The 25920-nt window shown below is 32.3% G+C and carries 25 protein-coding genes and 1 riboswitch; of the genes, 12 read left to right on the top strand and 13 right to left on the bottom strand.

The features are described from left to right. Nucleotides 1-133: 133 nt before the first annotated feature. The 4 genes from graF to HMPREF2561_RS07465 all read left to right on the top strand — a co-directional run bounded on the left by graF (nt 134) and on the right by HMPREF2561_RS07465 (nt 3506). On the top strand, nt 134-253 hold the full coding sequence (gene graF, locus HMPREF2561_RS10935) for a glycopeptide resistance-associated protein GraF (RefSeq protein ID WP_002448238.1): 120 nt from the start codon (nt 134-136) through the stop codon (nt 251-253). Nucleotides 254-518: 265 nt separating this feature from the next. Next, nucleotides 519-620: riboswitch (TPP riboswitch) on the top strand. Nucleotides 621-712: 92 nt separating this feature from the next. Beyond that, entirely contained in the window at nt 713-1288 is a 576-nt protein-coding gene (locus HMPREF2561_RS07475) for an ECF transporter S component (RefSeq protein WP_002448226.1), read from the top strand. Nucleotides 1289-1300: 12 nt separating this feature from the next. After that, nucleotides 1301-2704 (top strand): ABC transporter ATP-binding protein, encoded by a 1404-nt coding sequence (locus HMPREF2561_RS07470; RefSeq protein ID WP_049420036.1) that lies wholly within the window; start codon nt 1301-1303, stop codon nt 2702-2704. Beyond that, nucleotides 2697-3506: an energy-coupling factor transporter transmembrane component T family protein gene (locus HMPREF2561_RS07465; protein ID WP_002448247.1), complete on the top strand. Its 810-nt coding sequence runs from the start codon at nt 2697-2699 to the stop codon at nt 3504-3506. Before HMPREF2561_RS07470 ends, HMPREF2561_RS07465 begins: the two co-directional genes overlap by 8 nt. 149 nt (nt 3507-3655) lie before the next feature. Here HMPREF2561_RS07465 and purD read toward each other — a convergent pair whose 3' ends face one another. The 11 genes from purD to purE are packed head-to-tail and all read right to left on the bottom strand — an operon-like array spanning nt 3656 to nt 14893. Then, nucleotides 3656-4894: a phosphoribosylamine--glycine ligase gene (gene purD, locus HMPREF2561_RS07460; RefSeq protein WP_070468624.1), complete on the bottom strand. Its 1239-nt coding sequence runs from the start codon at nt 4892-4894 to the stop codon at nt 3656-3658. A gap of 35 nt (nt 4895-4929) precedes the next feature. Then, nucleotides 4930-6408 carry a bifunctional phosphoribosylaminoimidazolecarboxamide formyltransferase/IMP cyclohydrolase gene (gene purH, locus HMPREF2561_RS07455; protein ID WP_070468622.1) on the bottom strand — a complete coding sequence of 493 codons (1479 nt, stop codon included), beginning with the start codon at nt 6406-6408 and terminating at the stop codon, nt 4930-4932. A 15-nt stretch (nt 6409-6423) separates the two neighbouring features. Then, nucleotides 6424-6990 carry a phosphoribosylglycinamide formyltransferase gene (gene purN / locus HMPREF2561_RS07450; RefSeq protein WP_017175766.1) on the bottom strand — a complete coding sequence of 189 codons (567 nt, stop codon included), beginning with the start codon at nt 6988-6990 and terminating at the stop codon, nt 6424-6426. A 2-nt stretch (nt 6991-6992) separates the two neighbouring features. Beyond that, entirely contained in the window at nt 6993-8021 is a 1029-nt protein-coding gene (gene purM, locus HMPREF2561_RS07445) for a phosphoribosylformylglycinamidine cyclo-ligase (RefSeq protein ID WP_017175767.1), read from the bottom strand. After that, nucleotides 8014-9498 (bottom strand): amidophosphoribosyltransferase, encoded by a 1485-nt coding sequence (gene purF, locus HMPREF2561_RS07440; protein ID WP_017175768.1) that lies wholly within the window; start codon nt 9496-9498, stop codon nt 8014-8016. Before purF ends, purM begins: the two co-directional genes overlap by 8 nt. Further along, nucleotides 9477-11666 (bottom strand): phosphoribosylformylglycinamidine synthase subunit PurL, encoded by a 2190-nt coding sequence (gene purL / locus HMPREF2561_RS07435; protein WP_017175769.1) that lies wholly within the window; start codon nt 11664-11666, stop codon nt 9477-9479. The genes purF and purL overlap by 22 nt, the downstream gene beginning before the upstream one ends. Beyond that, nucleotides 11659-12330: a phosphoribosylformylglycinamidine synthase subunit PurQ gene (purQ, locus tag HMPREF2561_RS07430; protein ID WP_070468620.1), complete on the bottom strand. Its 672-nt coding sequence runs from the start codon at nt 12328-12330 to the stop codon at nt 11659-11661. Before purQ ends, purL begins: the two co-directional genes overlap by 8 nt. A gap of 1 nt (nt 12331) precedes the next feature. Continuing rightward, nucleotides 12332-12592, bottom strand: a complete 261-nt coding sequence (gene purS, locus HMPREF2561_RS07425) for a phosphoribosylformylglycinamidine synthase subunit PurS (protein ID WP_002448160.1) — start codon at nt 12590-12592, stop codon at nt 12332-12334. Beyond that, nucleotides 12592-13296, bottom strand: coding sequence for a phosphoribosylaminoimidazolesuccinocarboxamide synthase (gene purC / locus HMPREF2561_RS07420; protein WP_017175771.1), 705 nt, complete (start codon nt 13294-13296; stop codon nt 12592-12594). The genes purS and purC overlap by 1 nt, the downstream gene beginning before the upstream one ends. A 3-nt stretch (nt 13297-13299) precedes the next feature. Continuing rightward, a complete protein-coding gene (gene purK / locus HMPREF2561_RS07415; protein WP_017175772.1) occupies nt 13300-14424 on the bottom strand; it encodes a 5-(carboxyamino)imidazole ribonucleotide synthase in 1125 nt (374 codons plus the stop codon). Next, on the bottom strand, nt 14411-14893 hold the full coding sequence (purE, locus tag HMPREF2561_RS07410) for a 5-(carboxyamino)imidazole ribonucleotide mutase (protein ID WP_002448044.1): 483 nt from the start codon (nt 14891-14893) through the stop codon (nt 14411-14413). The genes purK and purE overlap by 14 nt, the downstream gene beginning before the upstream one ends. A gap of 210 nt (nt 14894-15103) precedes the next feature. Here purE and folD point away from each other — a divergent pair, with 210 nt between their 5' ends. Then, nucleotides 15104-15961, top strand: coding sequence for a bifunctional methylenetetrahydrofolate dehydrogenase/methenyltetrahydrofolate cyclohydrolase FolD (gene folD, locus HMPREF2561_RS07405; RefSeq protein ID WP_017175773.1), 858 nt, complete (start codon nt 15104-15106; stop codon nt 15959-15961). 88 nt (nt 15962-16049) lie between these two features. Here the strand turns inward: folD and HMPREF2561_RS07400 are convergent, their stop codons facing one another. After that, nucleotides 16050-17195 (bottom strand): globin domain-containing protein, encoded by a 1146-nt coding sequence (locus tag HMPREF2561_RS07400; RefSeq protein ID WP_017175774.1) that lies wholly within the window; start codon nt 17193-17195, stop codon nt 16050-16052. A gap of 268 nt (nt 17196-17463) precedes the next feature. Here HMPREF2561_RS07400 and HMPREF2561_RS07395 point away from each other — a divergent pair, with 268 nt between their 5' ends. From HMPREF2561_RS07395 to rihC, 6 genes are all read left to right on the top strand, one after another. Then, nucleotides 17464-17781, top strand: a complete 318-nt coding sequence (locus HMPREF2561_RS07395) for a DUF5011 domain-containing protein (protein ID WP_017175775.1) — start codon at nt 17464-17466, stop codon at nt 17779-17781. 297 nt (nt 17782-18078) lie between these two features. After that, on the top strand, nt 18079-19191 hold the full coding sequence (qoxA, locus tag HMPREF2561_RS07390) for a cytochrome aa3 quinol oxidase subunit II (RefSeq protein WP_048762314.1): 1113 nt from the start codon (nt 18079-18081) through the stop codon (nt 19189-19191). Then, nucleotides 19191-21179, top strand: a complete 1989-nt coding sequence (gene qoxB / locus HMPREF2561_RS07385; protein WP_017175777.1) for a cytochrome aa3 quinol oxidase subunit I — start codon at nt 19191-19193, stop codon at nt 21177-21179. Before qoxA ends, qoxB begins: the two co-directional genes overlap by 1 nt. Then, nucleotides 21169-21774, top strand: coding sequence for a cytochrome aa3 quinol oxidase subunit III (gene qoxC / locus HMPREF2561_RS07380; protein WP_017175778.1), 606 nt, complete (start codon nt 21169-21171; stop codon nt 21772-21774). The genes qoxB and qoxC overlap by 11 nt, the downstream gene beginning before the upstream one ends. Further along, nucleotides 21771-22061, top strand: coding sequence for a cytochrome aa3 quinol oxidase subunit IV (gene qoxD, locus HMPREF2561_RS07375; protein ID WP_002448242.1), 291 nt, complete (start codon nt 21771-21773; stop codon nt 22059-22061). Before qoxC ends, qoxD begins: the two co-directional genes overlap by 4 nt. Nucleotides 22062-22193: 132 nt before the next feature. Further along, a complete protein-coding gene (gene rihC, locus HMPREF2561_RS07370) occupies nt 22194-23096 on the top strand; it encodes a ribonucleoside hydrolase RihC (RefSeq protein WP_017175779.1) in 903 nt (300 codons plus the stop codon). A 47-nt stretch (nt 23097-23143) separates the two neighbouring features. On the opposite strand, the gene HMPREF2561_RS07365 is transcribed toward rihC, so the two are convergent. Continuing rightward, entirely contained in the window at nt 23144-24313 is a 1170-nt protein-coding gene (locus HMPREF2561_RS07365) for a serine hydrolase domain-containing protein (protein WP_048762313.1), read from the bottom strand. Nucleotides 24314-24675: 362 nt separating this feature from the next. On the opposite strand from HMPREF2561_RS07365, the gene HMPREF2561_RS07360 reads away from it, so the two are divergent. Continuing rightward, a complete protein-coding gene (locus HMPREF2561_RS07360; RefSeq protein WP_048762311.1) occupies nt 24676-25914 on the top strand; it encodes an LCP family protein in 1239 nt (412 codons plus the stop codon). Nucleotides 25915-25920: the final 6 nt, after the last annotated feature.

Raw genomic sequence — 25920 nt, 5'->3', positions numbered from 1 at the left:
ATTATATATGAACTTTCTATTCTTGTCTTTAATAAAAAATAAAATACTTCTCTAGACTGAGATGAAGTTTATTCTTTTATTAATTGGGTATATTAGTTTTGTAAAGTAATTTATGAAAAAGGAGAGTTGTCCTATGACACATGAAGATGCAAAAAAAGCAAAAGAATATGAAGAAAAATTAAAAGAACAAAAAGAAGAAAAAACTGATGATATTGAACAAACTAAACAAGACGTTCAAAATACATTAGACTAATTTTCTTATTTATGTCATCATTAATAGTAATTAATGAATAAGCCTGAGACATACAAGTTGTCTCAGGTATTTTTAATATATTGGCTATCGATGGCTGAGTTGGAAATAAATCTGTCCTACTTTTATTCAATTATTTTTAGAACTAATTACATTTCACTTATTAAATATGTAAACTGTTTAATTATAATTTATTTTTAATTAAATATAGATTAAAAGCATCTTGACATCTACTATTAAAAGTCATACATTTAAAATAAATAAAATATAAATGCACTAGGGGTGTATAGCACTGAGATGAGGCTTAACCTCAAACCCTTTGAACCTGATCTAGTTAAATACTAGCGTAGGAAAGTGTTAACTTAAATAAATCATGTTTTTAATAATCAATAGCATTTTTATTTAAATTTACGCACAACTTTTCTACGAAGGGTTGTGCGTTTTTTTAGGAGGAACTATTTTATGTCTAAAGGTTTAAAGCTTTCAGAAATTCTAGTTACTGTGCTGATTGCTGTTATTTTTGCAATCATTTATAACTTATGGTGGTTGCCATATAATTTAGCTCAAGTAGCTGGTATACATCTAGAACAACTTACATACGGTATTTGGTTTATGGCTGCTATTGTAGCTTACTTAATTATTCCTAAACCAGGTATTGCATTAATTGCTGAATTTGCTGCTGGTGCAGGTGAAACTATTGTTATGGGGAAATTTGATATTCCTACTATAGTATATGCAATTTTACAAGGTCTAGCATGTGAAGTTGTGTTTGCTATCTTTAAATACAAATCACGTTCTTTAATGGTAGCAATGTTAGCTGGTTTAGTAACAGCATTAGTATCTTTCCCTGTAGATTATTTTTATGGCTATCTAAACGAAGTTGCGGGTTGGAACTTACTACTTTTCATCATTTTCCGTGCTATTAGTGGTATTGTACTGTCTGGTATACTCTCTTATTTAATTGTAAAAGCCTTAGATCAAACTGGAGTAACTAAATTATTCCGTCCTGCCTCTCAAAAAGATTACGACAACTTATAAGGGGAAATGATTGTGTTAAAAGTCAAAAATTTACGTCTAAAATATCCAAATGGTGATCGAAAAATTTTCGATAATCTAAATATAGAAATTAAAGATAAAGAAAAAGTGCTTTTACTAGGTCCTTCAGGATCTGGTAAAAGCACATTACTTAATGTACTGAGTGGTATTGTTCCTAATCTTATAGAATTACCGATGAAATATGATGAACTAGACATTGACCCTAATTCAGGGGTTATTTTTCAAGACCCAGATACACAATTTTGTATGCCAAAAGTTTACGAAGAATTAGCTTTCGTCTTAGAAAATCAACAAGTGCCAAGAGAAGACATGGATGAACAAATTAAAAAAGCACTTGCGTCAGTAGATTTAGATGTAGATAATTCAACTTTCGTAAATAATTTAAGTGGTGGCATGAAACAAAAACTTGCTATCGTCGAAACCATTTTACAGAAAGCTGATACACTCTTTTTAGATGAACCTACAGCTATGTTAGATGTACAAGCAACTGCTGACTTATGGCAACGACTCATTCAATTATGGACTGATCAAACGGTATTAATTGTAGAACATAAAGTGGAACATATTTGGCATCATGTAGATCGAGTCATATTAATGAACTATGATGGAGAAATTATAGCTGATAATACACCTGAATACATACTCAAACATTGTGAATCGTTACTTACTGAATTTGGCGTATGGCACCCTCATGCATGGGATTATGCACCTATACGAACAGATTTAACACCACAGACTTCTAAAACACTTTTTAAATTTCAAAACGGACAAATAATTCGCAGTAAAAATACACTATTTGAAGTTTCAGAACTAAATATTCATCCTGGAGAATGGATTACAATTACTGGAAAAAATGGAGCTGGCAAAACTACTTTACTTGAATCTATGATGCAATTAGTGAAATACAACGGTACAATGTTTTATGAGAACCGATTACTGAAGAAAATTAAAGATGCTGCTCAAAATATGTATCTTGTATACCAAAATCCTGAACTTCAGTTTATTACTAATTCAGTTTATGACGAAATTAATATTCATTATAATCATCTTGATAAAGCAAAATCGAAAGAAGAAACTGAACATCTTTTGAAACTTTTACATTTAGAAAAAGTTAAACATCATCATCCTTTTGAAATATCTACAGGTCAGAAACGCCGATTGAGCGTAGCAACTGCTTTAAGTTCAAAAGCTGAAATTATTTTATTAGATGAGCCAACATTTGGACTTGATAGTCATAATACATTTCAATTGATTAAGCTATTTGAAGAACGTGTTGAACAAGGCCAATCAATCGTAATGGTGACGCATGACCCTGAAATTATTCATCGTTATCCAACACGTCGACTTGTCGTAGAAAATCATAAGCTTTTAGAAATGGCAGGTGAATCAAATGTTTGAACGTTGGAAAAAGCGTCATACACTTGTAGATGATGTAAACATTATTACGAAATTAATTCTTGGAGTTTTGTTATTTATTTTTATCATTTTTGTGCATAATTTTGATTATATGATTTATATTACTTTATTGATGTTTATATTTTTATTATCTTTTAATGGTACAGCTTTTAAAGTCATTGCTGCATTTTTATCAGCAACCATTCTCTTTGCCTTGCTATCATCATTATTCATGATTTTATATGGTGATGGTACACATATGTTATTTGAATGGGGAATTATTCATATTAGTACTGAGAGCATTGTAAGAGGTCTTCACTTATCTTTAAGAACAATTACAGTTTCAATGTTTGGTGTGTTGATTGCATTAACATCACAAATTGTAATGATTTTCTATAGTTTAATGCAACATTTAAAAGTAAAACCTAAAATCGCTTATGCATTTATGGCTGCTATTCGTATGGTACCACTTATTTTCACATCATTTATCCAATTAAGACGTTCTTTAAAAATGCGTTACCAAATGATTGATGCTTCCAATTATCGTGGATTTAAACGTATAAAACACTTACTTATTCCAGTCTTAAGCCAAAACATACGTCGTGCACATCAATTATCAGTAGCTATGGAATCAAAAGGATTTAAAGATGGCCCACGTACCTATTATTATAAAGCACCTTTCTCATACAAAGATATTCTTTTTATTGGTATGACAATTGCTTTACTTATTATTGCTTTTTATTTATCTCAATATTTTCCAATCACTGGTATTAAAGATGCTCGTGTTTCAGAAATGTTAGAGTAATATATAACATAAGACAAACTAAAGTAAAGATTGAGTTCAAAGATAAAAGCAGTTTCAAAAACACAGTAAATTCATCTTGCTAGTATATTAAGCCCTAGCATTATAAAATACCCATAGATGAATGTCATCTATGGGCTATTATTTTTAGTTTATTTGAGCGCTTTATTTCCAATATCTTTACGATAAAATAGTTGATCACTCTTAATTTTTTCTACATTTCCATAAGCATCTTTTTGTGCTTGTTGAATAGTTTTTCCTTTTCCAATGGCTAATACAACTCGTCCGCCAGATGTAAGAAATGTATCATTTTCTTTTTTCAAACCACTAACGAAATAATGGTTATTTACTTCAAAGCCTGAAACCTCTGCACCTTTCTCATATGACCCAGGATAGCCTTTCGAAGCAAGCATTACCCCTACCACATAATCGTCAATCCATTGAAAATGAATAGGTTCTTTACGGTCTAGAGCTACGATTTGTGCCATCAAGTCACTTTCTAGACGACTTAACAATACTTGCGCTTCTGGATCACCAAATCGTGCATTAAATTCAATAACTTTAGGACCTTCTTTAGTTAAAATTGCACCTATATAAAGTAAACCAAAATAGTCATAACCCTCTTCTTTTAACGCTCTAGCAATTGGTTGAGCAATATCTTTGTTTGTACGCTCTAAAACGTCATTTGAAATATGGGGAACAGGACAATAAGCGCCCATCCCACCAGTATTAGGACCTTCATCATTATCATAGGCACGTTTATGATCTTGAGCAATACAGTCAAAAGGAACTGCATAATCCCCATTAATGAATGTCATTAATGAAAATTCTTCTCCTTCAAGAAATTGTTCAAAGACAACTTTTCCATCTTCTTGTGGATATAGCACTTCTACCGCTTCAATTGCTTCATCTCGTGTATTAGCAATAATTACGCCTTTACCAGCAGCTAGCCCATCCTTTTTGACTACAATAGGTAATTCGCATTCATTTACATAATTAAGTGCCTCAGTTTTATTGTCTATTTCTTTATAATCAGCAGTTGGAATATCATATTTTTCCATTAACCTTTTAGCAAAAGATTTAGAACCTTCAATTTGGGCTGCTTCTTTGTTAGGACCAAAAACTTTAACATGATTGTCTCTCAATTTATTAGATAAACCATCTATCAATGGTTGTTCTGGACCAATAATCACCCATTCTATGTGATGTTGGTGGACAAATTGTAAAATAGCCTCATGATCAGTTTCAGCAATTTCAGTGTGTATTTCAGCTAAATGAGTCATTGCATCATTTCCAGGAATAGCATAAAGTTTTTCAATAAGTGGCGACTGATGTAATTTTGATACTAATGCATGTTCACGACCGCCTGCACCTATAACTAAAACATTCATTTCTTTTCTCCCTCTATTCTCTCAATTATTTTAAATTAGTGTTTAAAATGACGCATACCAGTAGTAACCATAGCAATACCATGTTTGTTAGCCATATCAATCGAATCTTGGTCTTTAATTGAACCGCCTGGTTGAATAATAGCTTTAATACCATGTTTTGCAGCAAGTTCAACAGTATCATCCATTGGGAAGAAGCCATCAGAAATCATTACTACATTGTCATTTATTTCAATTGCGCGCTCTAATGCAATCTTAGCTGCACCTACTCTATTCATTTGTCCTGCACCAATTCCAACTGTCTGTTTATTATTACTTAAAATGATCGCATTACTTTTCACTGATGGAATAACTTTCCATCCTAGAAGCATTGCCTCCCACTGAGCATCGGTAGGTTCAACGTCTGTAACAACCTTCATTTCTTCTTTAGACACTTCGTAATTATCTTTATCTTGAACCAAATATCCACCTGAGACTGAAACAAATTCTTCTTCACGATTATCAATTGTCATATCAATTTCTAATAAGCGAATATTTTTCTTTTGAGTTAAAATATCTAAAGCTTCTTTATCAAATTTTGGTGCAATGACAACTTCTAAGAAAATAGAATGTAACGTTTCCGCTAAATCTTTGGTAACTGTTCTATTGAGTGCAATGATCCCACCAAAGATAGACTGATTATCTGCATCATACGCATGTTTAAATGCAGTTTCAATATCAGTGCCAATACCTACACCACATGGATTCATGTGTTTAACTGCAACGGCAGCTGGTTCTTTAAATTTTTTCACTAATGCTAATGCTGAATCTGCATCTTTAATATTATTAAAACTCAATGCCTTACCATGTAATTGTTTCGCACCAGCAATAGTATGTTTACTATTAGAAGTACGAACAAAACGTGCTGATTGTTGAGGATTCTCACCATATCGTAATTCTTCACTATCTCCTTTGAAGAAACTTACAATTGCATGATCATATTCATTTGTATGTTCAAATACTTTAATCATTAATGACTTACGGTATGATTCATCAAGTCGATGTTCTTTAATTCGTTGAATGACTTCATTATAATCAGATGGATGGACAATGGTTGTTACATGTTTAAAATTTTTGGCTGCAGCACGTAACATAGTTGGACCACCAATATCGATATTTTCAATTGCATCATCTTCAGTTACATCTGGATTAGCTACAGTTTGTTGGAAAAGATATAAGTTGACCACAACCATATCAATTAAATCAATGTGTTGTTCTGATAATTGTTCTAAATGTTCAGGTTTATTACGATCTGCTAAAATACCACCGTGTACTGCTGGATGTAACGTTTTTACACGACCATCCATAATTTCAGGGAATTGCGTCAACTCTGATACAGATTTAACAGTTACATTAGCTTCTTCTAAAGCACGTTTTGTACCGCCCGTTGAATATAATTCATAATCTAATTGCGTTAATGATTTAGCAAATTCCACGACTCCACTTTTATTTGAAACACTAATAATTGCTTTTTTCATGATTAACTATGCTCCTTATTTAATAACTTTAGCTATTACACTTGGATAAAGTTCATATTCTAATTGTTTCACACGTTCTTCTAACGCTTCTTTTGTATCGTCCGGTTTTATATCACATTTTCGTTGTTCAATTATTTCTCCCGTATCCATTCCACTATCTACATAGTGAACTGTTGAACCTGTTTCCTTATCCCCACTATTAAATGCTTGACCAATTGCATCTTTCCCCTTGTACTTTGGTAATAATGAAGGATGAATATTCAATATTTTACCTTCATAAGCATTTAATAAGTCTGGTCCCACTAATCTCATATAACCTGCTAAGATAATCCACTCCACCTCTTCACTATGAAGAAGTTGAATTAATTTTTGTTCATATTCTGCTTTGTTTTCAAAGTCTTTAGGTTCATTAATATGAACCATCACTTTCAACTGTTTTGCACGCTCAATGCAATAAGCATCGTGATGATCTGTATACAAAGAAGTAATTTCTATATTATTAAGGTGCCCCTTATCAACTTTAGATACAATATTTTCGAAGTTACTTCCTGATCCAGAGGCAAATATAGCCACCTTAGTCATATCTATACCCCCTCAAGATAAATCGGTGCATCATTACTTTTAACAATTTCCCCTATTTGATATGCAGCAATATCTTGTTCTTTTAAGATATCAAGTGCTTTAGATACATCTTCTTTATTTACAATGACAGTATAGCCTATGCCCATATTAAAAACGTTATACATTTCACTCGTTTCAATGTCAGCTTGTTGTTGTAACCATTCAAATACTTTTGGTGTTGGGAAGGATTGTGTATCAATTTTAGCTGCTAACCCGTTAGGTAAGCCTCTAGGTATATTTTCATAAAATCCGCCACCAGTAATATGATTCATGCCTTTGATTTTAACTTTTTCTTTTAAAGTTAAAATAGGTTTCACATACAATTGAGTCGGAGCTAAAAATGTATCAAGATAAGTACTTCCATCAAATGAATCATTCAAATTAATTCCGGATTCTTGAATTAACTTTCTTACTAAACTATACCCATTAGAATGAATTCCATTAGAAGCTAAACCAATGATAATTTGTCCCTCTTCTACTTCAGATCCATCAATATATTCATCTTTTTCGACTGCCCCTACAGCAAAACCTGCTAAGTCATATTCTCCTTCGTGATACATTTCACCCATCTCGGCTGTTTCTCCACCAATAAGAGCAGTATGAGTAGCTTCACAACCATCACTCACACCTTTTACAATTTGCTCTATCACTTCCGGAACAACTTTATTTGTTGCTATATAATCTAAAAAATATAGCGGTTCTGCGCCCGTTGTAAGAATATCATTTACACACATGGCAACTGCATCAATACCAATCGTGTCATGCTTATTATTATCAATGGCAAGCTTTAATTTTGTTCCTACACCATCTGTACCAGAGACTAATACTGGCGCTTTCATATTAAGCTGGGATAAATCAAAAGTCGCACCAAATCCACCTAATCCACCAAGTACTTCTTTACGCATTGTACGTTGAACATGACTAGACATTCTTTCTACCGCTTCATAACCTGCATGAATATCAACACCTGATTGTTCATAAGCTTTAGACATGTATATTTCCCTCTCTATCAAAATAATGTTTATGATTATCAATATATTCTTTTTGACGTGTACTTAAATTATTTAAATAGTTTTCTTCATAGTCAAATAGACCTGCTGGATAATCTCCTGTAAAACTTTCTACACATAATCCACTATATGGTGCATCAAAATCTAATCCAATTGATTCTATAAGACCTTCAACACTTAAATATGCAAGAGAATCTGCACCAATATACTCACAAATTTCTTCTGGAGATTTACTAGCAGAAATCAATTCAGCAGTAGTAGACACATCAATTCCATAAAAACTAGGGAACATAAATTCTGGAGAAGCTATACGTACATGTATTTTATTTGCTCCAGCATCTTTAAGCATTTTGACAATACGTTTACTTGTTGTTCCTCTTACAATAGAATCATCAACTAAAATAATGTCTTTACCTTCTACAATATCTTTCACTGCCGATAGCTTAACGCGTACTCCTTGTTCACGTAATTCTTGTGTAGGTTGAATAAAAGTTCGTGCGACATATTGGTTTTTCACAAGCCCCATTTCATAAGGTAATTGAATCTCTTCAGCATAGCCACTAGCTGCAGATAATGATGAGTTTGGAACACCGATAACCATATCTGCTTGAGCCGGACTTTCTTGAGCTAATTTTTTACCAGAAACTTTACGAACTGCATGCACATTTTTTCCAGCAATTGTTGAATCTGGACGCGCAAAGTAAATATATTCCATTGCTGAAATAGCTGTGTTAGTGTGACTTGTATATGATTTTACTTCAATGCCATTGTGATTAATGACAACATACTCTCCAGCATGAATATCTTGAACATATTCTGCTCCTAGCACATCTATGGCACATGTTTCACTAGCTAAAATGTATGTTCCATCTTGCATCTTACCAACTACTAGAGGACGAATCGCATTTGGATCAACAGCACCATACAAAGCGTCTTTAGTCAATATTGCGAAAGTAAATCCGCCTTTAATTTGTCGTAAACTTTCTTTTAGCGCCTCTTCAAATGTAGGAGCTTTACTACGACGAATTAAATGCATAATCACTTCAGTATCAGAAGATGAGTGGAAAATGGCACCATGTTTTTCAAGGTACTGTCTTAAAGTTTGTGCATTAATTAAATTACCATTATGACAAATTGCGACACTCATATCGTAGAAATGATATAAAAATGGTTGGATATTTTCGATACCTTTATTTCCTGATGTCGCATAACGAACATGTCCAATAGCATGATTGCCATCTTTTAGTTTATTAAGTTGTGGTTCTTTAATGGCTTCAGTAAGTAAACCTAAACCACGTTCACCCTTTAGAGTATCTTCATCAGAAACTACAATCCCTGCACCTTCTTGCCCTCTATGTTGTAAACTATGCAATCCCATATAAGTTAACTGAGCTGCTTCTGAATGATTCCAAATGCCAAAGACACCGCATTCTTCGTTTAATCCACTGTAGTTAAACATTCTGAAATAGCTCCTTCCCAAATTGCTTTAATATCTGAGACTTTTTCTGTAATTGTAGATGTAGTATTAGATACTTTAAATTCATCAACATCTGTTAATTCACCAATTTTAATAGCTCCATCTACATCTAGTGTTTGTCCTTCTTTGACTGCAACGACATAACGTCCTTGTGTTTCACTAAATAATTGTGCATCAGAGAGTTCTACTTTTGCTTCTAATCCTAAATTATAATAAGCACTTATTTTAGCAAGCGTAATAAGTAAACCGCCTTTACCTACAGTTTGTACATGAGAAGCAATTCCATTTCTAATAGATGTTTTTATTGCTTCGCCTTTTGCCACTTCATCACCTAAATCAATTTCTTCATACTCATGATTGACTTTACTATATAAAAGTTTTTCAATTTGACTTCCACCAAAATCATTTCTTGTTTCTCCTACAAGATATAATGTATGCCCTGTTTCTGGATGGAAATCATTTAAATATTGAATATCTTCAATGAGTCCTACCATTCCTACTACTGGTGTAGGGAAAATAGAAGTTCCTCTAGTTTCGTTATATAAAGAAACGTTTCCTGATACTACCGGTGTTTTTAATACTTCACAAGCTTCTGCCATTCCTTTTGTAGAATCAATCAATTGTTGGTAAATTTCTTTCTTTTCTGGAGAACCATAATTTAAACAGTCTGTCATAGCTAATGGTGTTGCGCCTACAGCAATTAAATTTCTATAAGCTTCTGCCACAACCATTTTCCCACCTTCGTAAGGTTGATTAAATACATATCGAGCTTCACCATCAATGGTTGAAGCAATGGCTTTATTTGTTCCTTCAACTCTTACTACAGATGATTGTAGTCCAGGTTTAATAATGGTATTAGCACCTACTTGTTGATCGTATTGTTCATATAAATAATGTTTCGAAGCAATTGTTGGATGCTTTAATAATTTCTTAAATACATCTTGTACATTGATCTCACTATAATCATTTTTTGAGGTATTATATTCTTTTTCTTCACCTTCTAAAATATAGACAGGTGCTTCATCAGCTAGTGCATCAACAGGAATATCTGCATACACTTCATCTTCGTATTTAAGAACGAAGCGGTCAGTATCCGTTACTTCACCAATTACTGCACTATCAAGTTCATGTTTATCAAATAAGTCCAAGAACTTTTGTTCTGTTCCTTTTTCAACAACAAGTAACATTCTTTCTTGTGTTTCAGATAACATCATTTCATATGGTGAGATTCCTGGTTCACGTGTTGGGACTTGATCTAGATACAGTACTAATCCACTACCGCCTTTAGCAGCCATTTCTGATGAAGAAGAGGTAAGACCTGCTGCTCCCATATCTTGGATACCTACAAGTTCATCAAATGTGATTGCTTCAAGTGTGGCTTCCATTAATTTTTTACCTACAAATGGGTCACCAATTTGTACTGAAGGTCGTTTACTTTCACTTTCTTCAGTTAATTCTTCAGATGCAAATGTGGCACCATGAATACCATCACGTCCAGTTTTAAGGCCTACATAAATGACTGAATTTCCTTCACCTTTAGCAGTACCTTTTTGTACCATATCGTGATCGATAACACCTACACACATTGCATTGACAAGCGGATTTCCATCGTAACGTTCATCGAATTCGATTTCTCCTGCTGTAGTTGGTATACCAATACAATTACCGTAACCACCAATACCACGGACAACGCCTTTTAATAAACGTTGATTTTGTTTTACTGATAATTCACCGAATCGCAAACTATTTAGTAGGTTAATGGGTCTTGCTCCAATCGATACGATATCTCTGATGATACCTCCTACACCAGTAGCTGCACCTTGATAAGGTTCGATTGCTGAAGGATGATTGTGAGATTCTACTTTGAAAACTACCGCTTGATTATCACCAATATCTACAACTCCAGCACCTTCACCTGGTCCCATAAGGACATGCTCGCCAGTTGTCGGGAATTGCTTTAAGAAAGGTTTAGAATGTTTATAAGAGCAATGTTCACTCCACATGACTGAGAAAATACCTACTTCTGTAAAGTTAGGCTCTCTTCCTAAAATCTCACGTACCTTATTATATTCTTCATCACTTAAACCCATGTCTTGATATAGTTTTTCAAGTTTAATTTCTTCAATACTAGGTTCGATAAACTTAGACATTTTGTTCCCTCCAACTATTTACCATTGCTTCGAATAATTTAACACCACTGTCTGTACCAAGAAGTGTTTCAAGTGCTCTTTCAGGATGAGGCATCATTCCACATACATTGCCTGCTTTATTTACAATACCTGCAATATGTTCATGAGACCCATTCGGGTTATCTTCATATGTTAAAATAATTTGATTATTTTCAACTAATTCATTGTACATATCATCTGTACAATAATAATGTCCTTCTCCATGTGCTACAGGATAAACAACAATTTCATTTTCTCCATATAAATTAGTAAAAGGAGTTTGATTATTAACAATTTTCAGTTTTTCATTTCTGCTAATAAATAGATGTGAATCATTATGTAATAAGGCGCCGGGTAATAGTCCTATCTCAGTTAAAATCTGGAATCCATTACATACACCTAAAACGGGCTTACCTTCACTGGCAAAACGTTTCACTTCGCTAATAATTGGAGCGACACTTGCCATAGCCCCTGAACGTAAATAGTCACCAAATGAAAAACCACCTGGAATTAATACCCCGTCAAAACCTTTTAAAGATGTTTCACGATAATCTACATATTCAGCTTCTGCACCTGTTTTAATAGCCGTATTATACATATCTCTATCACAGTTAGATCCTGGAAAAACGAGAACTGCAAATTTCATATTATGCATTCTCCTTTTCATCAACAATTTTATAACTATATTCTTCAATAACCGTATTAGCAAATAACTTTTCGCTTAATGTCGTAATAATATTATTTACTGCTTCATCTGTAGCTTCATCAACAGTCATATATAATACTTTACCTACTCTAATGTCATTAACTTGTTTATAACCTAAGTCATGCACAGCACGATTTAATGCTTGACCTTGTGTATCCAATACCTGTGGTTGTAATGTAATGTGAAGTTCAATTGTTTTCATTATTTTAGTTCCTCCAATTTATCCAAAAATGTTTGATACGTATCTATTAAAGAACCAGTATCATTTCTATATACATCTTTATCGAAATTCGTATCTGAATATTTATCCCAAATACGACAAGTATCTGGTGAAATTTCATCCGCTAATAAAATATCACCATTTTCTGTTTTTCCAAATTCAACTTTAAAATCTACTAATCTTAAATCCATTTCATTCATTAATTGAATTAATACTTTATTAATATTTTTAGCCATATCTTTTAATGCCTTAATTTCCTCATCATTAGCAATATGAAGTAATTTGACATGATCATCAGTAATCAATGGATCATTTAAATCGTCATTTTTATAAAAGAATTCTACAAGTGGTTCATCAAATACATGGCCTTTTTCAAAACCTAAACGTTTCGTAATAGAACCTGTTGCAATATTTCTTACAACTACTTCTAGTGGTATAATCTTTACTTCTTTAACTAATTGCTCAGTTTCAGAAAGCTGTTTAATAAAATGGCTTTCAAGGCCATGTTTATTTAAATATTCGAAAATAATTGAAGTAATTCGATTATTTAAACGTCCTTTCCCTTGCATCTTATCCTTTTTGGCGCCGTTACCTGCTGTGACTTCATCTTTGTATTCAACTCTCAACTGATGTACTGTTTCAGTTGAAAATACTCTTTTTGCTTTACCTTCATAAAGTAATGACATTGATTATTCTCTCCCTTTAAATTGTTTCAACATTTCATTTTCAGTTTCATTAACATTATTTGTAAGAATGGTCATATGCCCCATTTTTCTATCCGATTTTCGTTCTGTTTTTCCATAGATGTGGACATGCCATTCAGGATGATCTCCAAATTTATCTTCTAATAAGTCTAAATCGCGTCCTAGTAAATTCATCATCACAGCTGGTTTTAAAATTTCAATCTCTTGAGGTAAATCTTGACCAGTTACTGCTAAGATATGTGTATCAAATTGAGAATAATCACATGCTTCAATCGTATAATGTCCAGAGTTATGTGGTCTCGGTGCAATTTCATTTACATATAAGTGATTTGATTTATCAATAAAGAATTCCACGGTAAAAGTACCAACAAAGTGAACTTTTTCGATTATTTTATCTACTTCTTTTCTCGCTTCTTGCTCTTTATCGCATCTAGCTGGAATAATAGTTTTAAATAGTATTTGATTACGATGCTCGTTTTCTTGTAGTGGGAAATAAGCAATTTGTTTTTGATTACCAATCGTTACAGTTAAAGATACTTCTCGATCGAGATCTAAAAATTTTTCTGCCACACATTCATGTTTTGAAACAAGTACTTTAGCTTCTTCAACATTGGAATCATTTTTCACTAAAATTTGTCCTTTACCATCATATCCACCAAAACGTGTTTTTACGATAAATGGATAACTTAATGTTTCAATTGCTTGATTCAAATCTTTTTCATCTTTTAAAGATACATAAGGAACAATTTTCGTACCTGCAGATTCTAATGTTTGTTTTTCAGTTAAACGATCTTGTAATAATTCAATTGCTTGATAACTTTGAGGAATGTTAAATTGTTGAGTTAGTTGCTTAAGTTGTTGAGCAGATATATTTTCAAATTCATAAGTAATCACATCTGATTGTTGACCCAATTTGTTTAAGGCTTCTTCATCATCATACTCTGCCGTGATAAAAACATCTGCTACTGATTTACATGGACTATCTGGATTAGGATCTAAACACGCTACATTAAAGCCCATTTTTTGGGCAGATTGTGCCATCATCTTACCTAATTGTCCTCCACCAATAATACCAATTGTTGCTCCGAACTTTAATCTATTGAAGTTCATCTTGCATTTCGCCTACCTTATCTACTAAAGATTGTTCATATTGTTCAAGATGTTTACGAACTGAATCATTTCCAATACTTAAAATTCTCGCTGCTAAAATACCAGCATTTTTAGCCCCAGATTTACCGATTGCCGTTGTAGCAACAGGAATTCCACCAGGCATTTGAACAATAGACAATAGTGAATCTAGTCCTTTTAAACTTTTAGATTCAATAGGTACACCGATAACAGGTAACGTTGTCATTGAAGCAACCATCCCAGGTAAATGTGCTGCACCACCAGCGCCAGCAATAATAACGTCATAACCGTTTGTACGTGCTTCACTTGCAAAATCAAACATTAACTTTGGCGTACGATGTGCTGACACTACTTTCTTTTCATATGGTATTTCAAATTGTTCTAACATTGCACAACTTTCTTGCATAATCTTCCAGTCTGAGGAACTACCCATAATGACTGCTACTTTCACTTTGTACACCCTTTCAAAGTTTAAAATATAAATCTTATTAGTTGTATATTACACGTATAGCATACCAAGTATAAGATTTAATTTCAATCAAAAATCGAACTTTATCTATGTTTCTTAACTTAATTTACGCTTTTTAGCTAAAATTTGACGTTTTTATACCTTTAAAGTTAATCTATAGACAGATGTTTAATAAACAAGGAGGAGTTTTTTGTGGTTGCAAAAATTTTAGATGGGAAACATATTGCAAAAGATTATAGACAAGGGTTGCAAGACCAAGTTGAAACTTTAAAAGAAAAGGGATATACACCAAAATTATCCGTTATTTTAGTTGGGAATGATGGTGCAAGTCAAAGCTATGTTAATTCTAAAAAGAAAGCTGCTGAAAAAATAGGGATGATATCTGAAATTGTTCATTTATCTGAAGATACTTCTGAAGAAGACGTATTAAAAGAACTAGATCGTTTAAATAATGATGATTCGGTAAGTGGTATTTTAGTCCAAGTACCTCTTCCTAAACAGGTTAGCGAACAAAAAATTTTAGAAGCAATTAATCCAGAAAAAGACGTTGATGGTTTTCACCCATCAAACATTGGTAAATTATACATTGATGAACAAACGTTTGTTCCTTGTACACCATTAGGAATTATGGAAATTTTAAAACATGCAGATATCGATTTAGAAGGTAAAAATGCTGTCGTAATTGGCCGAAGTCACATTGTAGGTCAACCCGTGTCTAAGTTATTATTACAAGCAAATGCGACAGTAACAATCTTACATTCACGTACTAAAGATATGCATAGCCATTTAAAACATGCAGATGTTATCGTCAGTGCAGTAGGTAAACCTGGATTAGTTACTAAAGACGATGTAAAAGAAGGCGCAGTGATTGTGGATGTAGGTAATACTCCTGATGAAAATGGCAAACTAAAAGGTGACGTTGAATTTGAAGAAGTAAAAGAAATTGCAGGTGCTATTACTCCAGTACCAGGCGGTGTAGGTCCTTTAACTATTACGATGGTTTTAAATAATACATTATTAGCTGAAAAAATGCGTAGAGGCATTGAATAATTTAAATTCAAACGTTTATTATTAAAAAAGAGAGAGACATAATTTCAAATTAATTATGCCTCTCTCTTTTTTTAATAATATATTACATTTATACTGAAACACTTAATTTTGGAACAAATGTTTCATAATGAATATGTTCTTGGCTTACGCCTATTTCTTTTAATACTTCAATCACTGATTGAATAAATTTAGCACTTCCACAAACATATACTTCACTATCATTATTCACATAATTTTCAAGAGTTTCTTTAGTTAAATAACCTTTAGCTTGTCTATCATATAATTCATATTTCGCGTTGTCGTAGCGTTTTGAAATATCTTTTAAATGAGAAGTGAATGGTGTATCGTTAACGTCTCCAGTTACTTGAATAAACTGTGCATGACTTCCATTTTCAGCTACTTTATCAAACATTGAAACAAGTGGTGTGACACCAATACCCGCACCAATAAATACTTGTGGTTGATTTTGGTTAACCACACCAAATGGACCTACTGGAGCTGATAAGTTAATATCATTTCCTTCTTTTAATTCATCATGTAAAATAGTTGAAACTTCACCTTCATGGTCTGTAGATACATCACGTTTGACAGCAAAAGTTAAATGATTGTTATCGCCACTAACAATTGAATAGTGACGTTTTGCACGATAAGGCATTTTTTCACTACTTACATCAACTGTAATATATTCTCCTGGTGTAAATTGACTTAAATCATATTTATCTGATACTACAGTAAAGGATTTAATATCAGATGAAAGTTGGTCAATTTTTTCTATTTTAAATGGTTGGAAACCTTCCCATAACATTTTACTATAAATATCTTTTTCAACTTGAATAAATACATCAGCAATTTCTTGATATGCTTTTTTCCAAGTTTGAATAATAGGATGACTATCTTCTAATCCTAAAACAGCTTTAATTGCTTCAATTAAGTTTTCTCCTACGATATCATATCCAGCTGGTGGTACTTGCAACGCACAATGTTTATATGCAATTTCTTTAACAACTGGCAAAATATTTTCTAAATGCTCAATATTAACTGCAGCTGCTAATACACTTTGAGCTAAAGCAGTAGATTGGAATCCTTTTTGTTGGTTAGTTTGGTTAAACATATTTTTTAACTCTGGATGTTGTTGAAACATTCTATTGTAAAAATAAGAAGTGATCTCTGTTCCTCTTTCTTGTAATACTGGAACAGTTTCTTTTACAATTCCTTTTTCTTGTTCTGTTAACATTCAAATCCACTCCTACTTAAAATTATATGTGTAAAATATATTTATTTACTACAAATATATTTTAGTACAATACTTATTATAATGTAATATAGATTTTTTTAAATTCACAGAACTTTCATTTTACATAAATTTAATATTTATTTATCTTAAGTTCATTTAAATTTAATCTTGAATAAGCTATATTAAGACTATAGTATGATGTTAAAAATCAGAAATTAAAGTATAGTTAAATTATTCAAATGACTTATTACATTCGGAGGTTAACGTAATGAATAAACTCATACAATCTCTTTCAGCTCTCGGTGTCTCCGCTACTCTTGTGACTCCAAATTTAAGTGCAGAAGCTACTTCAAATCATACTCCACAGCTTAAAGGAGTAAACGATATTGTTATTGAAAAAGGTCAAGATTATAATGTATTAAATGGAATTAGTGCCTATGATAAAGAAGATGGTGATTTAACACATAAAATTACAGTTGATGGTCACGTAGATACGTCAAAAGTAGGTACTTATAAAGTAAGATATAATGTCATCGACTCAGAGGGAGCCGAAGAATCATCAACACGTTACATAAAAGTTAAATAAATGTGTCAATTTTCTGAAAAAGACGAGATGAATATCTCGTCTTTTTTATTTAATTTTTATTGTAAACGCTAGAATTGATAATGTTTCTCAAATGTAACGAACAATTTTCTATTTTTGACATTTTTCACAGAATAGACACATAATTTTAACAAACCTTACATTCCCCGTCATTCCTATTGTTACTAGTTTTTTCCTATTTATTATTGTAATTTTTTTCTAATAAGGTCTTGTAAATATCGCGTAATAAACTAAAATTAATGGTAAGCCCTACATTTGTAGTATTAGGAGGTCAAAAAAGTGTCAAAATTTAAGTCGTTGCTTCTTATGTTTGGCACACTAATTTTACTTAGTGGTTGTTCAAACATAGAAGTGTTTAATGCAAAAGGGCCAGTAGCAAGTAGTCAGAAGTTCTTGATTATTTACTCAATCATCTTCATGCTTGTTATTGTTGCTGTTGTACTTACTATGTTCGCTGTTTTTATTTTCAAGTATAGTTACAATAAAAATGACGAATCTGGTAAGATGCACCACAATTCTTTAATTGAAACAATTTGGTTTGTGGTACCAATCTTAATCGTAATTGCTTTAGCTATTCCAACAGTTAAAACATTATACGATTACGAGAAACCACCTGAAAGTAAGGAAGATCCATTAGTTGTCTATGCAGTTAGTGCCGGATATAAATGGTTCTTTGCTTATCCAGAACAAAAGGTTGAAACAGTGAATACATTAACTATTCCTAAAAACCGTCCAGTGGTATTTAAATTACAATCTATGGATACAATGACTAGTTTCTGGATTCCTCAATTAGGTGGTCAAAAATATGCCATGACTGGCATGACAATGAATTGGACTTTAACAGCCGATCAAGCTGGTACATTCAGAGGACGTAACTCTAACTTCAATGGTGAAGGTTTCTCTCGCCAAACATTTAAAGTTCACTCTGTAGACCAAAAAGATTTCGATGCTTGGGTTAAAGATGCTAAAAGTAAGAAAACTATTAGCCAAGATGAGTTTGATAAACAAATCTTACCAAGTACTCCAAATAAAGAATTAACATTTAGTGGTACTCACATGGCATTTGTCGATCCTGCAGCTGATCCAGAGTATATCTTCTATGCATATAAACGTTACAACTATACTCAAAAAGATCCTAACTTCGTTGCTGAAAAAGATCTTTACAAAGATGTAACAGATAAACCTCAAAAACCAGCTCGTAAGGTAACAGTTACAAATGTCAACTATCCTCGTCATGGTATGAAGCCAATGATTTTAGGCAACGATGACCCTTACGATAGTGAGTTCAAAGATGAAGAAACTCACAACGCTAAGGAAATGGAAAAAATCAATAAAGGAGCTAAAGACGAGAATGCGTCTAAAGCAGATAATGATCATGGAGGTGAACATTAATGAATTTTCCATGGGATGAATTACTCGTTAAAGGTAACTGGATGATTACTATGGCACAAATTGGTGCTCCATTCTTAGTTATCGGTTTAATCGCAGTAATTACTTATTTCAAATTATGGAAATATCTATACAAAGAATGGTTCACATCCGTAGACCATAAAAAAATCGGTTTAATGTACTTAATTTGTGCAGTATTAATGTTCGTTCGTGGTGGTATTGATGCGTTATTACTTCGTACTCAATTAACTATTCCGGATAATACTTTCTTGGAATCAAATCACTATAACGAAATTTTTAGTACGCACGGCGTTATCATGATTATCTTTATGGCTATGCCATTCGTTTTCGGTTTATGGAACGTTGTTGTTCCTTTACAAATTGGGGCTCGTGATGTGGCATTCCCTGTAATGAACAACATCAGCTTCTGGTTATTCTTTGTTGGTATGATTTTATTTAACCTATCATTTATCGTAGGTGGATCACCAGCAGCTGGTTGGACAAACTATGCTCCACTAGCAGGAGAATTTAGTCCTGGTCCAGGAGTTAACTACTACTTAGTAGCAATTCAAATTTCAGGTATCGGTACTTTAATGACAGGTATTAACTTCTTTGTAACAATACTTAGATGTAAAACACCTACTATGAAGTTTATGCAAATGCCTATGTTTACTGTAACTACTTTTATTACGACATTAATCGTAATTTTAGCATTCCCAGTATTCACAGTTGTTCTTGCTTTAATGACAGCTGATAGAGTATTCGGAACTCATTTCTTTACAGTAGCAGATGGCGGTATGCCAATGTTATGGGCAAACTTCTTCTGGGTATGGGGGCACCCTGAAGTTTATATCGTTATCTTGCCTGCATTTGGTATTTATTCAGAAATTATTCCAACATTTGCTCGTAAACGTTTATTCGGTCACCAAAGTATGGTGTGGGCAACTGCTGGTATCGCGTTCTTAAGTTTCTTAGTTTGGGTTCACCATTTCTTCACAATGGGTAATGGTGCTTTAATTAACTCATTCTTCTCAATCTCAACAATGTTAATCGGTGTACCTACCGGAGTTAAATTATTTAACTGGTTATTAACATTATATAAAGGACGTATTACTTTTGAGTCACCAATGTTATTCTCATTAGCCTTTATCCCTAACTTCTTATTAGGTGGGGTTACTGGTGTAATGTTAGCAATGGCATCAGCTGACTATCAATATCACAACACTTATTTCTTAGTAGCTCACTTCCACTATACATTGGTTACTGGTGTAGTATTTGCCTGTCTAGCTGGTTTAATCTTCTGGTATCCTAAAATGATGGGTTACAAATTAAATGAAAAATTAAATAAATGGGCATTCTGGTTATTCATGATTGGATTTAACGTATGTTTCTTACCACAATTCATTCTTGGTTTAGACGGTATGCCACGTCGTTTATACACATATATGCCATCTGATGGTTGGTGGTTATTAAACTTCATCTCAACTATCGGTGCATTAATGATGGCAGTCGGCTTCCTATTCTTAGTAGCAAGCATTATCTACAGCCACATTAAATCTCCACGTGAAGCAACTGGAGATAACTGGGATGGTTTAGGTCGTACTTTAGAGTGGTCAACAGCTTCTGCTATTCCACCTAAATACAACTTCGCAATCACTCCAGATTGGAATGACTATGATACATTTGTTGATATGAAAGAACATGGTCGTCATTTCTTAGACAATCATAACTACAAAGACATTCATATGCCTAACAACACACATACTGGTGTATTTATGGGTATATTCATGTTAGTTGGTGGTTTCTTCTTAATCTTCGAATCTATCATTCCATTCCTAATTTGTGTAGCTGGTATCTTCGGAACTATGATTTATCAAAGTTTCGTACAAGATCACGGTTATCATATTCCAGCTTCTGAAGTTGCTGAAAACGAAGCACGTTTAAGAGAAGCACGTATTAAAGAAAGGGAGGCTGTAGGTCATGAGTCATGATACAAACACTATTGATTCACGTACGCATGAAGGTCAATTGAATAAACTTGGCTTCTGGATTTTCCTTACAGCCGAATTTGCATTATTCGGTACCCTATTTGCAGCGTTATTAACGTTGCAACATGGGGGCGGTTACGGTGGTAAATTGACAACTGAATTGTTTGAATTACCACTTGTCCTAATCATGACATTTGCCTTATTAATCAGTTCTTATACTTGTGGTATTTCAATTTACTACTTACGTAAAGAAGAAAAAGGTAAAATGATGTTTTGGATGATTTTAACAGTAATCCTTGGCTTAGTATTTGTCGGATTCGAAATTTATGAATTTGCACATTATGCTTCTGAAGGTGTAACACCTAAAGTAGGCTCTTACTGGTCAAGTTTCTTCATCCTATTAGGTACACATGGTGCCCATGTTTCATTAGGTATCGGTTGGATTATTTGTTTATTAATCCAAGTAGCAACACGTGGATTAAATAAATTTAATGCTCCAAAATTATTTATAGTAAGTTTATACTGGCACTTCTTAGATGTTGTATGGATCTTCATCTTTACTGCCGTATATATGATAGGGATGGTGTATAGCGGATGAACACAATCGTAAAACATACAGTTGGCTTTATTGCTTCAATCGTTTTAACGTTATTAGCAGTTTTTGTAACTCTATACACAAACATGACATTCCATGCTAAAACAACAATTATCTTTGGTTTTGCTTTCATCCAAGCTGCATTACAATTATTAATGTTCATGCACTTAACTGAAGGTAAAGATGGACGTTTACAATCTGCCAAAGTTATCTTTGCGATTATTATTACTTTAATCACAGTTATTGGTACTTATTGGGTTATGCAAGGTGGACATTCTAGTCACTTATAATTCAATTTCTACCTTTCTTAAAAAGCCTGTACGAGTTTTTTAACTTGTACAGGCTTTTTGTTTTGTTTATATTAATTACTTCTTTGTGTATGATAGATATAAGAAAAAGTAAAAATCTTTGGAGGTGTATTCATGTCATTACCTATTATTATTGATACTGATCCAGGTATAGATGATGCAGCAGCAATCGCTCTTGCATTATCTCATACAAAATTTGATGTCAAAATGATTTCTACTGTAAATGGAAATGTAGGTGTTGAGAAAACCACAGCGAATGCTTTAAAATTAAAAGCCTTTTTCAACAGTGAGGTCCCTATTCATAGAGGAGCTTCTCAACCATTAATAAGTGAAATACAAGATGCTAGTCATATTCATGGAGAAAGTGGTATGGATGGCTATCAATTCCCTACAATTTCTACTTCAGATTTAGCGTCTTCTCATGCTGTAGAAGCTATGAATGAGATATTAAGTCATTCTAATGAACCTATTACTCTTGTAACTTTAGGCCCTTTAACAAATATAGCTCTACTTTTTAATACGTATCCTGAATGCAAAAACCATGTTAAAGAAATTATTATGATGGGTGGTAGTACTGGAAGAGGTAATGTTACTCCCCTAGCTGAATTTAATATTTATTGTGATCCTGAAGCAGCTCATATCGTTTTTAATGCTGGTTTACCTTTAACGATGATTGGCTTAGATTTAGCGCGTCAATCATTATTTACTCATTCTTATTTAGACACTCTTAAAGATAAAAACAACACAACACAAATGTTGTATCATATTTTCCAACACTATCGCGGTGAAGATTTTAAAGAAGGAATAAAACTATATGATGCATTTACGATTCTTTATTTACTTGATCCTAAGAGTTATGAAATTAAAGAAGCAGATGTGCAAATTGAATTACAAGGGTCACTGACTCGTGGTGCTACTGTAGTTGATTTTGAATCTTCCTATCCTAATTGTTCTGTAGTCGTATCAAGTATAAATGAACATTATAAAACAATATTTTTAAATACTTTAAAAAATTAAAGGTCGAAACAATTAATGTTCCGACCTTTTAATATTTAATTTTACTCTTATTGATAATAAGATTGTTGATTTAGTATTTTATGATAAATATATGAGATGCGATTTTCATTTGTTACTTTAGAATTATCACCTATATTTGAAGCAAGTACGATGACATAATGTTGATTGAAATAGACGGTAAATATTTGTCCATAGAATACACCATTAATTCTGTTATATTGCGGTGTAACATAAAATCCGTAACGATAAGATTCAGGATATGCTGTTGTTCCTAATTGCTGAGTCAGTGGTGTTGACACTGATTCACTAAAAATATTATTATTTTTTAAATTATTTACTAAATGAGCCATATCATATGTTGTCATATATAAATTACCTGCTCCATAATATTGAGCTAATATATTTGGTTTCATAGCAGTTAATTTACCGTCAATCATTTTATATCCTGTAGCCATATATTTTTTATATGGTTTTTCATTAAAGAAAGCACTATGTTGTAAACTAAATGGTTGTGCTAAATCATCATAATAATTCGCAGCATAGGGTTTATGTGTGACTACTTCTATTACTTGAGCAAGCACTAAGTAATTAGCATCATTATATAAATGTTTATGATAAAATTTTTCATCAATTCCCCTTGCTTGTATTGCATGTACTGCACCATCAAGACTTTTAGTTTTAGGAGAAGCTTCAAATTTATATAGCCCACTTCTATGTAACATTAGATCTTTTAAAGTTATCTTTTTTGTCGTTTCAAACCAAGGTAAATATTTAGTGACAGAATCATTTATATTCACTTTATTTTCATTTTCTAATTTTTTTAGAATTAATCCAGTTGTAAATTTCTGTGCGGAACCAATTAAATACATTGTATTTGGTGAGTTTTTAGTTTTATGATGAAAATTTTGATAACCGTATCCTTTATTCAACTTTAATTTACCATTTTCAAGAACTGTAACTGCCCCATTAAAATGAATTGCTTTTAAATATTCATCAATATTTTTGATATGTGGTTCTTCGACTTCAATTATCTTTAAATGTGGCAATTTCGATACATGATAATCTCTTTTTTGTAAATACGTTTTATTATCATTAATTTTGTTATATTCTGTATCTTTATGATTTGTTTTATATACTTTCATTAAGAATATAACGAATAATGTTACTAAGATGATTAAAATTATGATTAATGTTATTATTTCTATTCTTTTTTTCATTTGCTGCCTCATTACAATTTAATAAAAACTATTAACTCTACACTATTTTATTAATTTTTTATTCTTTCAATAAATTATATTATATATTATTCCCCCTAAAATATCATCTTTAATATATCTTACTCCGACTATTTTTTATTACATCATTCTTTAGACCGATAAAGTAAATTTTCAAGCCTGCTTCATTGTAAATAAAAGTTTTTAAACATTATCTTTTTATATTAAAATTAAGTTGTAATTTTAGCCAATTAGTAATACAATTTATGGCTATGGGAGTAATAATTATTATTCTTTTATATTAAAATGGTATGATTAAATTATTAACTTATTTTTTTAATAAATACGTATAGGAGCACATAATTATGAATCGTTTTTTAAAATATTTTATGATGCTATTAACATTATTACTTATTGTTGTTCCTGTCATTTTTATTGTCAATTTATATCATCATTCTGAGAATGCTTTGCAATCTTCATATAATAAATCTGATGCAAAACGTCATTCTACTTTAAGAAATAGCAAAATAAATCCTTCTAAAAACGCTATATCAATATTATTTCTTGGGATAGACGATAATGAAGGTAGACGTAAAAATGGTCAAACGACTGAACATTCAAGAACTGATTCAATGATTTTAGCAACACTTAGTCCAAATAAACAACAAATCCGTTTATTAAGTATTCCTCGTGATACAATCAGTTATATTCCTAAAGTAGGTTATTACGATAAAATCACACACGCACATGCCTATGGAGGTCCTATTGCTACTATGGATACTGTTGAAGCCACACTTAATGTCCCTGTCGACTATTATGTTCGAATTAATATGGATGCCTTTGTTCAAGCGGTAGATAAATTAGGTGGTATTTATTACGATGTACCTTATGATTTAGATGAACCTAACACAGATGATACTGGAAGAATCAAAGTTAAAAAAGGGTATCACAAATTAAATGGTGATGAAGCTTTGGCTGTAGCACGCACGCGTCATCACGATTCAGATTTAAAACGTGGCGAGAGACAAATGGATTTAATCAAAATTTTATTTCAGAAAGCAAAAAATTTAGATTCATATGACAGACTAGATGAACTCGTTCAAATAGTAGGTAAAAATGCTAAACATAACCTAACAACAGAAGAAATTAAATCGATAGCTTCAATTTATTTATCTGATAATATAGACTTTAAAAAGTCTCAACTTAAAGGTGACAATGATTATTTAAATGGTATCTACTATTATCACCCTAGCATTAAGAGCATATTAAAATATTCAAATTTATTGCGTTCTGATTTAGGACTATCTAAAATAACAGATAAGAATGATTTATTGGATGAAAGAGTCATTAAACATTATGGCAATCTAGTACCGTTAACACCTATTGATTCGTTTCTGTTAGAAAATAATCAAAAAGATACCACAACAGATGAAAACTCTATTCAAAATAATGATACTAACCCTTCTACGCAATCACAATCAGAACAAAATCCATCTGATAGTACTATGGTTCAGCAAGATCAAACGAGTAATCAAGTCAATAGCAACAATCCAGACAACTCAAACGACTTCAACAATCAAAATGAAATAAATCAATTATATTAATTTGAG

It is taken from the genome of Staphylococcus sp. HMSC069E10, from assembly GCF_001809205.1.
Classification (GTDB): Bacteria; Bacillota; Bacilli; order Staphylococcales; family Staphylococcaceae; genus Staphylococcus; species Staphylococcus hominis.
The sequence above is the reverse complement of the archived record's forward strand: the minus strand, read 5'-3'. Positions and strand labels throughout refer to the sequence as shown.

Bases quoted from the DNA above. Each gene is read 5' to 3' on its own strand.
- graF (WP_002448238.1), top strand. From the start codon at position 134: ATGACACATGAAGATGCAAAAAAAGCAAAAGAATATGAAGAAAAATTA.
- HMPREF2561_RS07475 (WP_002448226.1), top strand. From the start codon at position 713: ATGTCTAAAGGTTTAAAGCTTTCAGAAATTCTAGTTACTGTGCTGATT.
- HMPREF2561_RS07465 (WP_002448247.1), top strand. From the start codon at position 2,697: ATGTTTGAACGTTGGAAAAAGCGTCATACACTTGTAGATGATGTAAAC.
- purD (WP_070468624.1), bottom strand. From the start codon at position 4,894: ATGAATGTTTTAGTTATAGGTGCAGGCGGTCGTGAACATGCATTAGTA.
- purH (WP_070468622.1), bottom strand. From the start codon at position 6,408: ATGAAAAAAGCAATTATTAGTGTTTCAAATAAAAGTGGAGTCGTGGAA.
- purN (WP_017175766.1), bottom strand. From the start codon at position 6,990: ATGACTAAGGTGGCTATATTTGCCTCTGGATCAGGAAGTAACTTCGAA.
- purM (WP_017175767.1), bottom strand. From the start codon at position 8,021: ATGTCTAAAGCTTATGAACAATCAGGTGTTGATATTCATGCAGGTTAT.
- purF (WP_017175768.1), bottom strand. From the start codon at position 9,498: ATGTTTAACTACAGTGGATTAAACGAAGAATGCGGTGTCTTTGGCATT.
- purL (WP_017175769.1), bottom strand. From the start codon at position 11,666: ATGTCTAAGTTTATCGAACCTAGTATTGAAGAAATTAAACTTGAAAAA.
- purQ (WP_070468620.1), bottom strand. From the start codon at position 12,330: ATGAAATTTGCAGTTCTCGTTTTTCCAGGATCTAACTGTGATAGAGAT.
- purS (WP_002448160.1), bottom strand. From the start codon at position 12,592: ATGAAAACAATTGAACTTCACATTACATTACAACCACAGGTATTGGAT.
- purC (WP_017175771.1), bottom strand. From the start codon at position 13,296: ATGTCATTACTTTATGAAGGTAAAGCAAAAAGAGTATTTTCAACTGAA.
- purK (WP_017175772.1), bottom strand. From the start codon at position 14,424: ATGAACTTCAATAGATTAAAGTTCGGAGCAACAATTGGTATTATTGGT.
- HMPREF2561_RS07400 (WP_017175774.1), bottom strand. From the start codon at position 17,195: ATGTTAACAGAACAAGAAAAAGGAATTGTAAAAGAAACTGTTCCAGTA.
- HMPREF2561_RS07395 (WP_017175775.1), top strand. From the start codon at position 17,464: ATGAATAAACTCATACAATCTCTTTCAGCTCTCGGTGTCTCCGCTACT.
- qoxB (WP_017175777.1), top strand. From the start codon at position 19,191: ATGAATTTTCCATGGGATGAATTACTCGTTAAAGGTAACTGGATGATT.
- qoxC (WP_017175778.1), top strand. From the start codon at position 21,169: ATGAGTCATGATACAAACACTATTGATTCACGTACGCATGAAGGTCAA.
- qoxD (WP_002448242.1), top strand. From the start codon at position 21,771: ATGAACACAATCGTAAAACATACAGTTGGCTTTATTGCTTCAATCGTT.
- rihC (WP_017175779.1), top strand. From the start codon at position 22,194: ATGTCATTACCTATTATTATTGATACTGATCCAGGTATAGATGATGCA.
- HMPREF2561_RS07365 (WP_048762313.1), bottom strand. From the start codon at position 24,313: ATGAAAAAAAGAATAGAAATAATAACATTAATCATAATTTTAATCATC.
- HMPREF2561_RS07360 (WP_048762311.1), top strand. From the start codon at position 24,676: ATGAATCGTTTTTTAAAATATTTTATGATGCTATTAACATTATTACTT.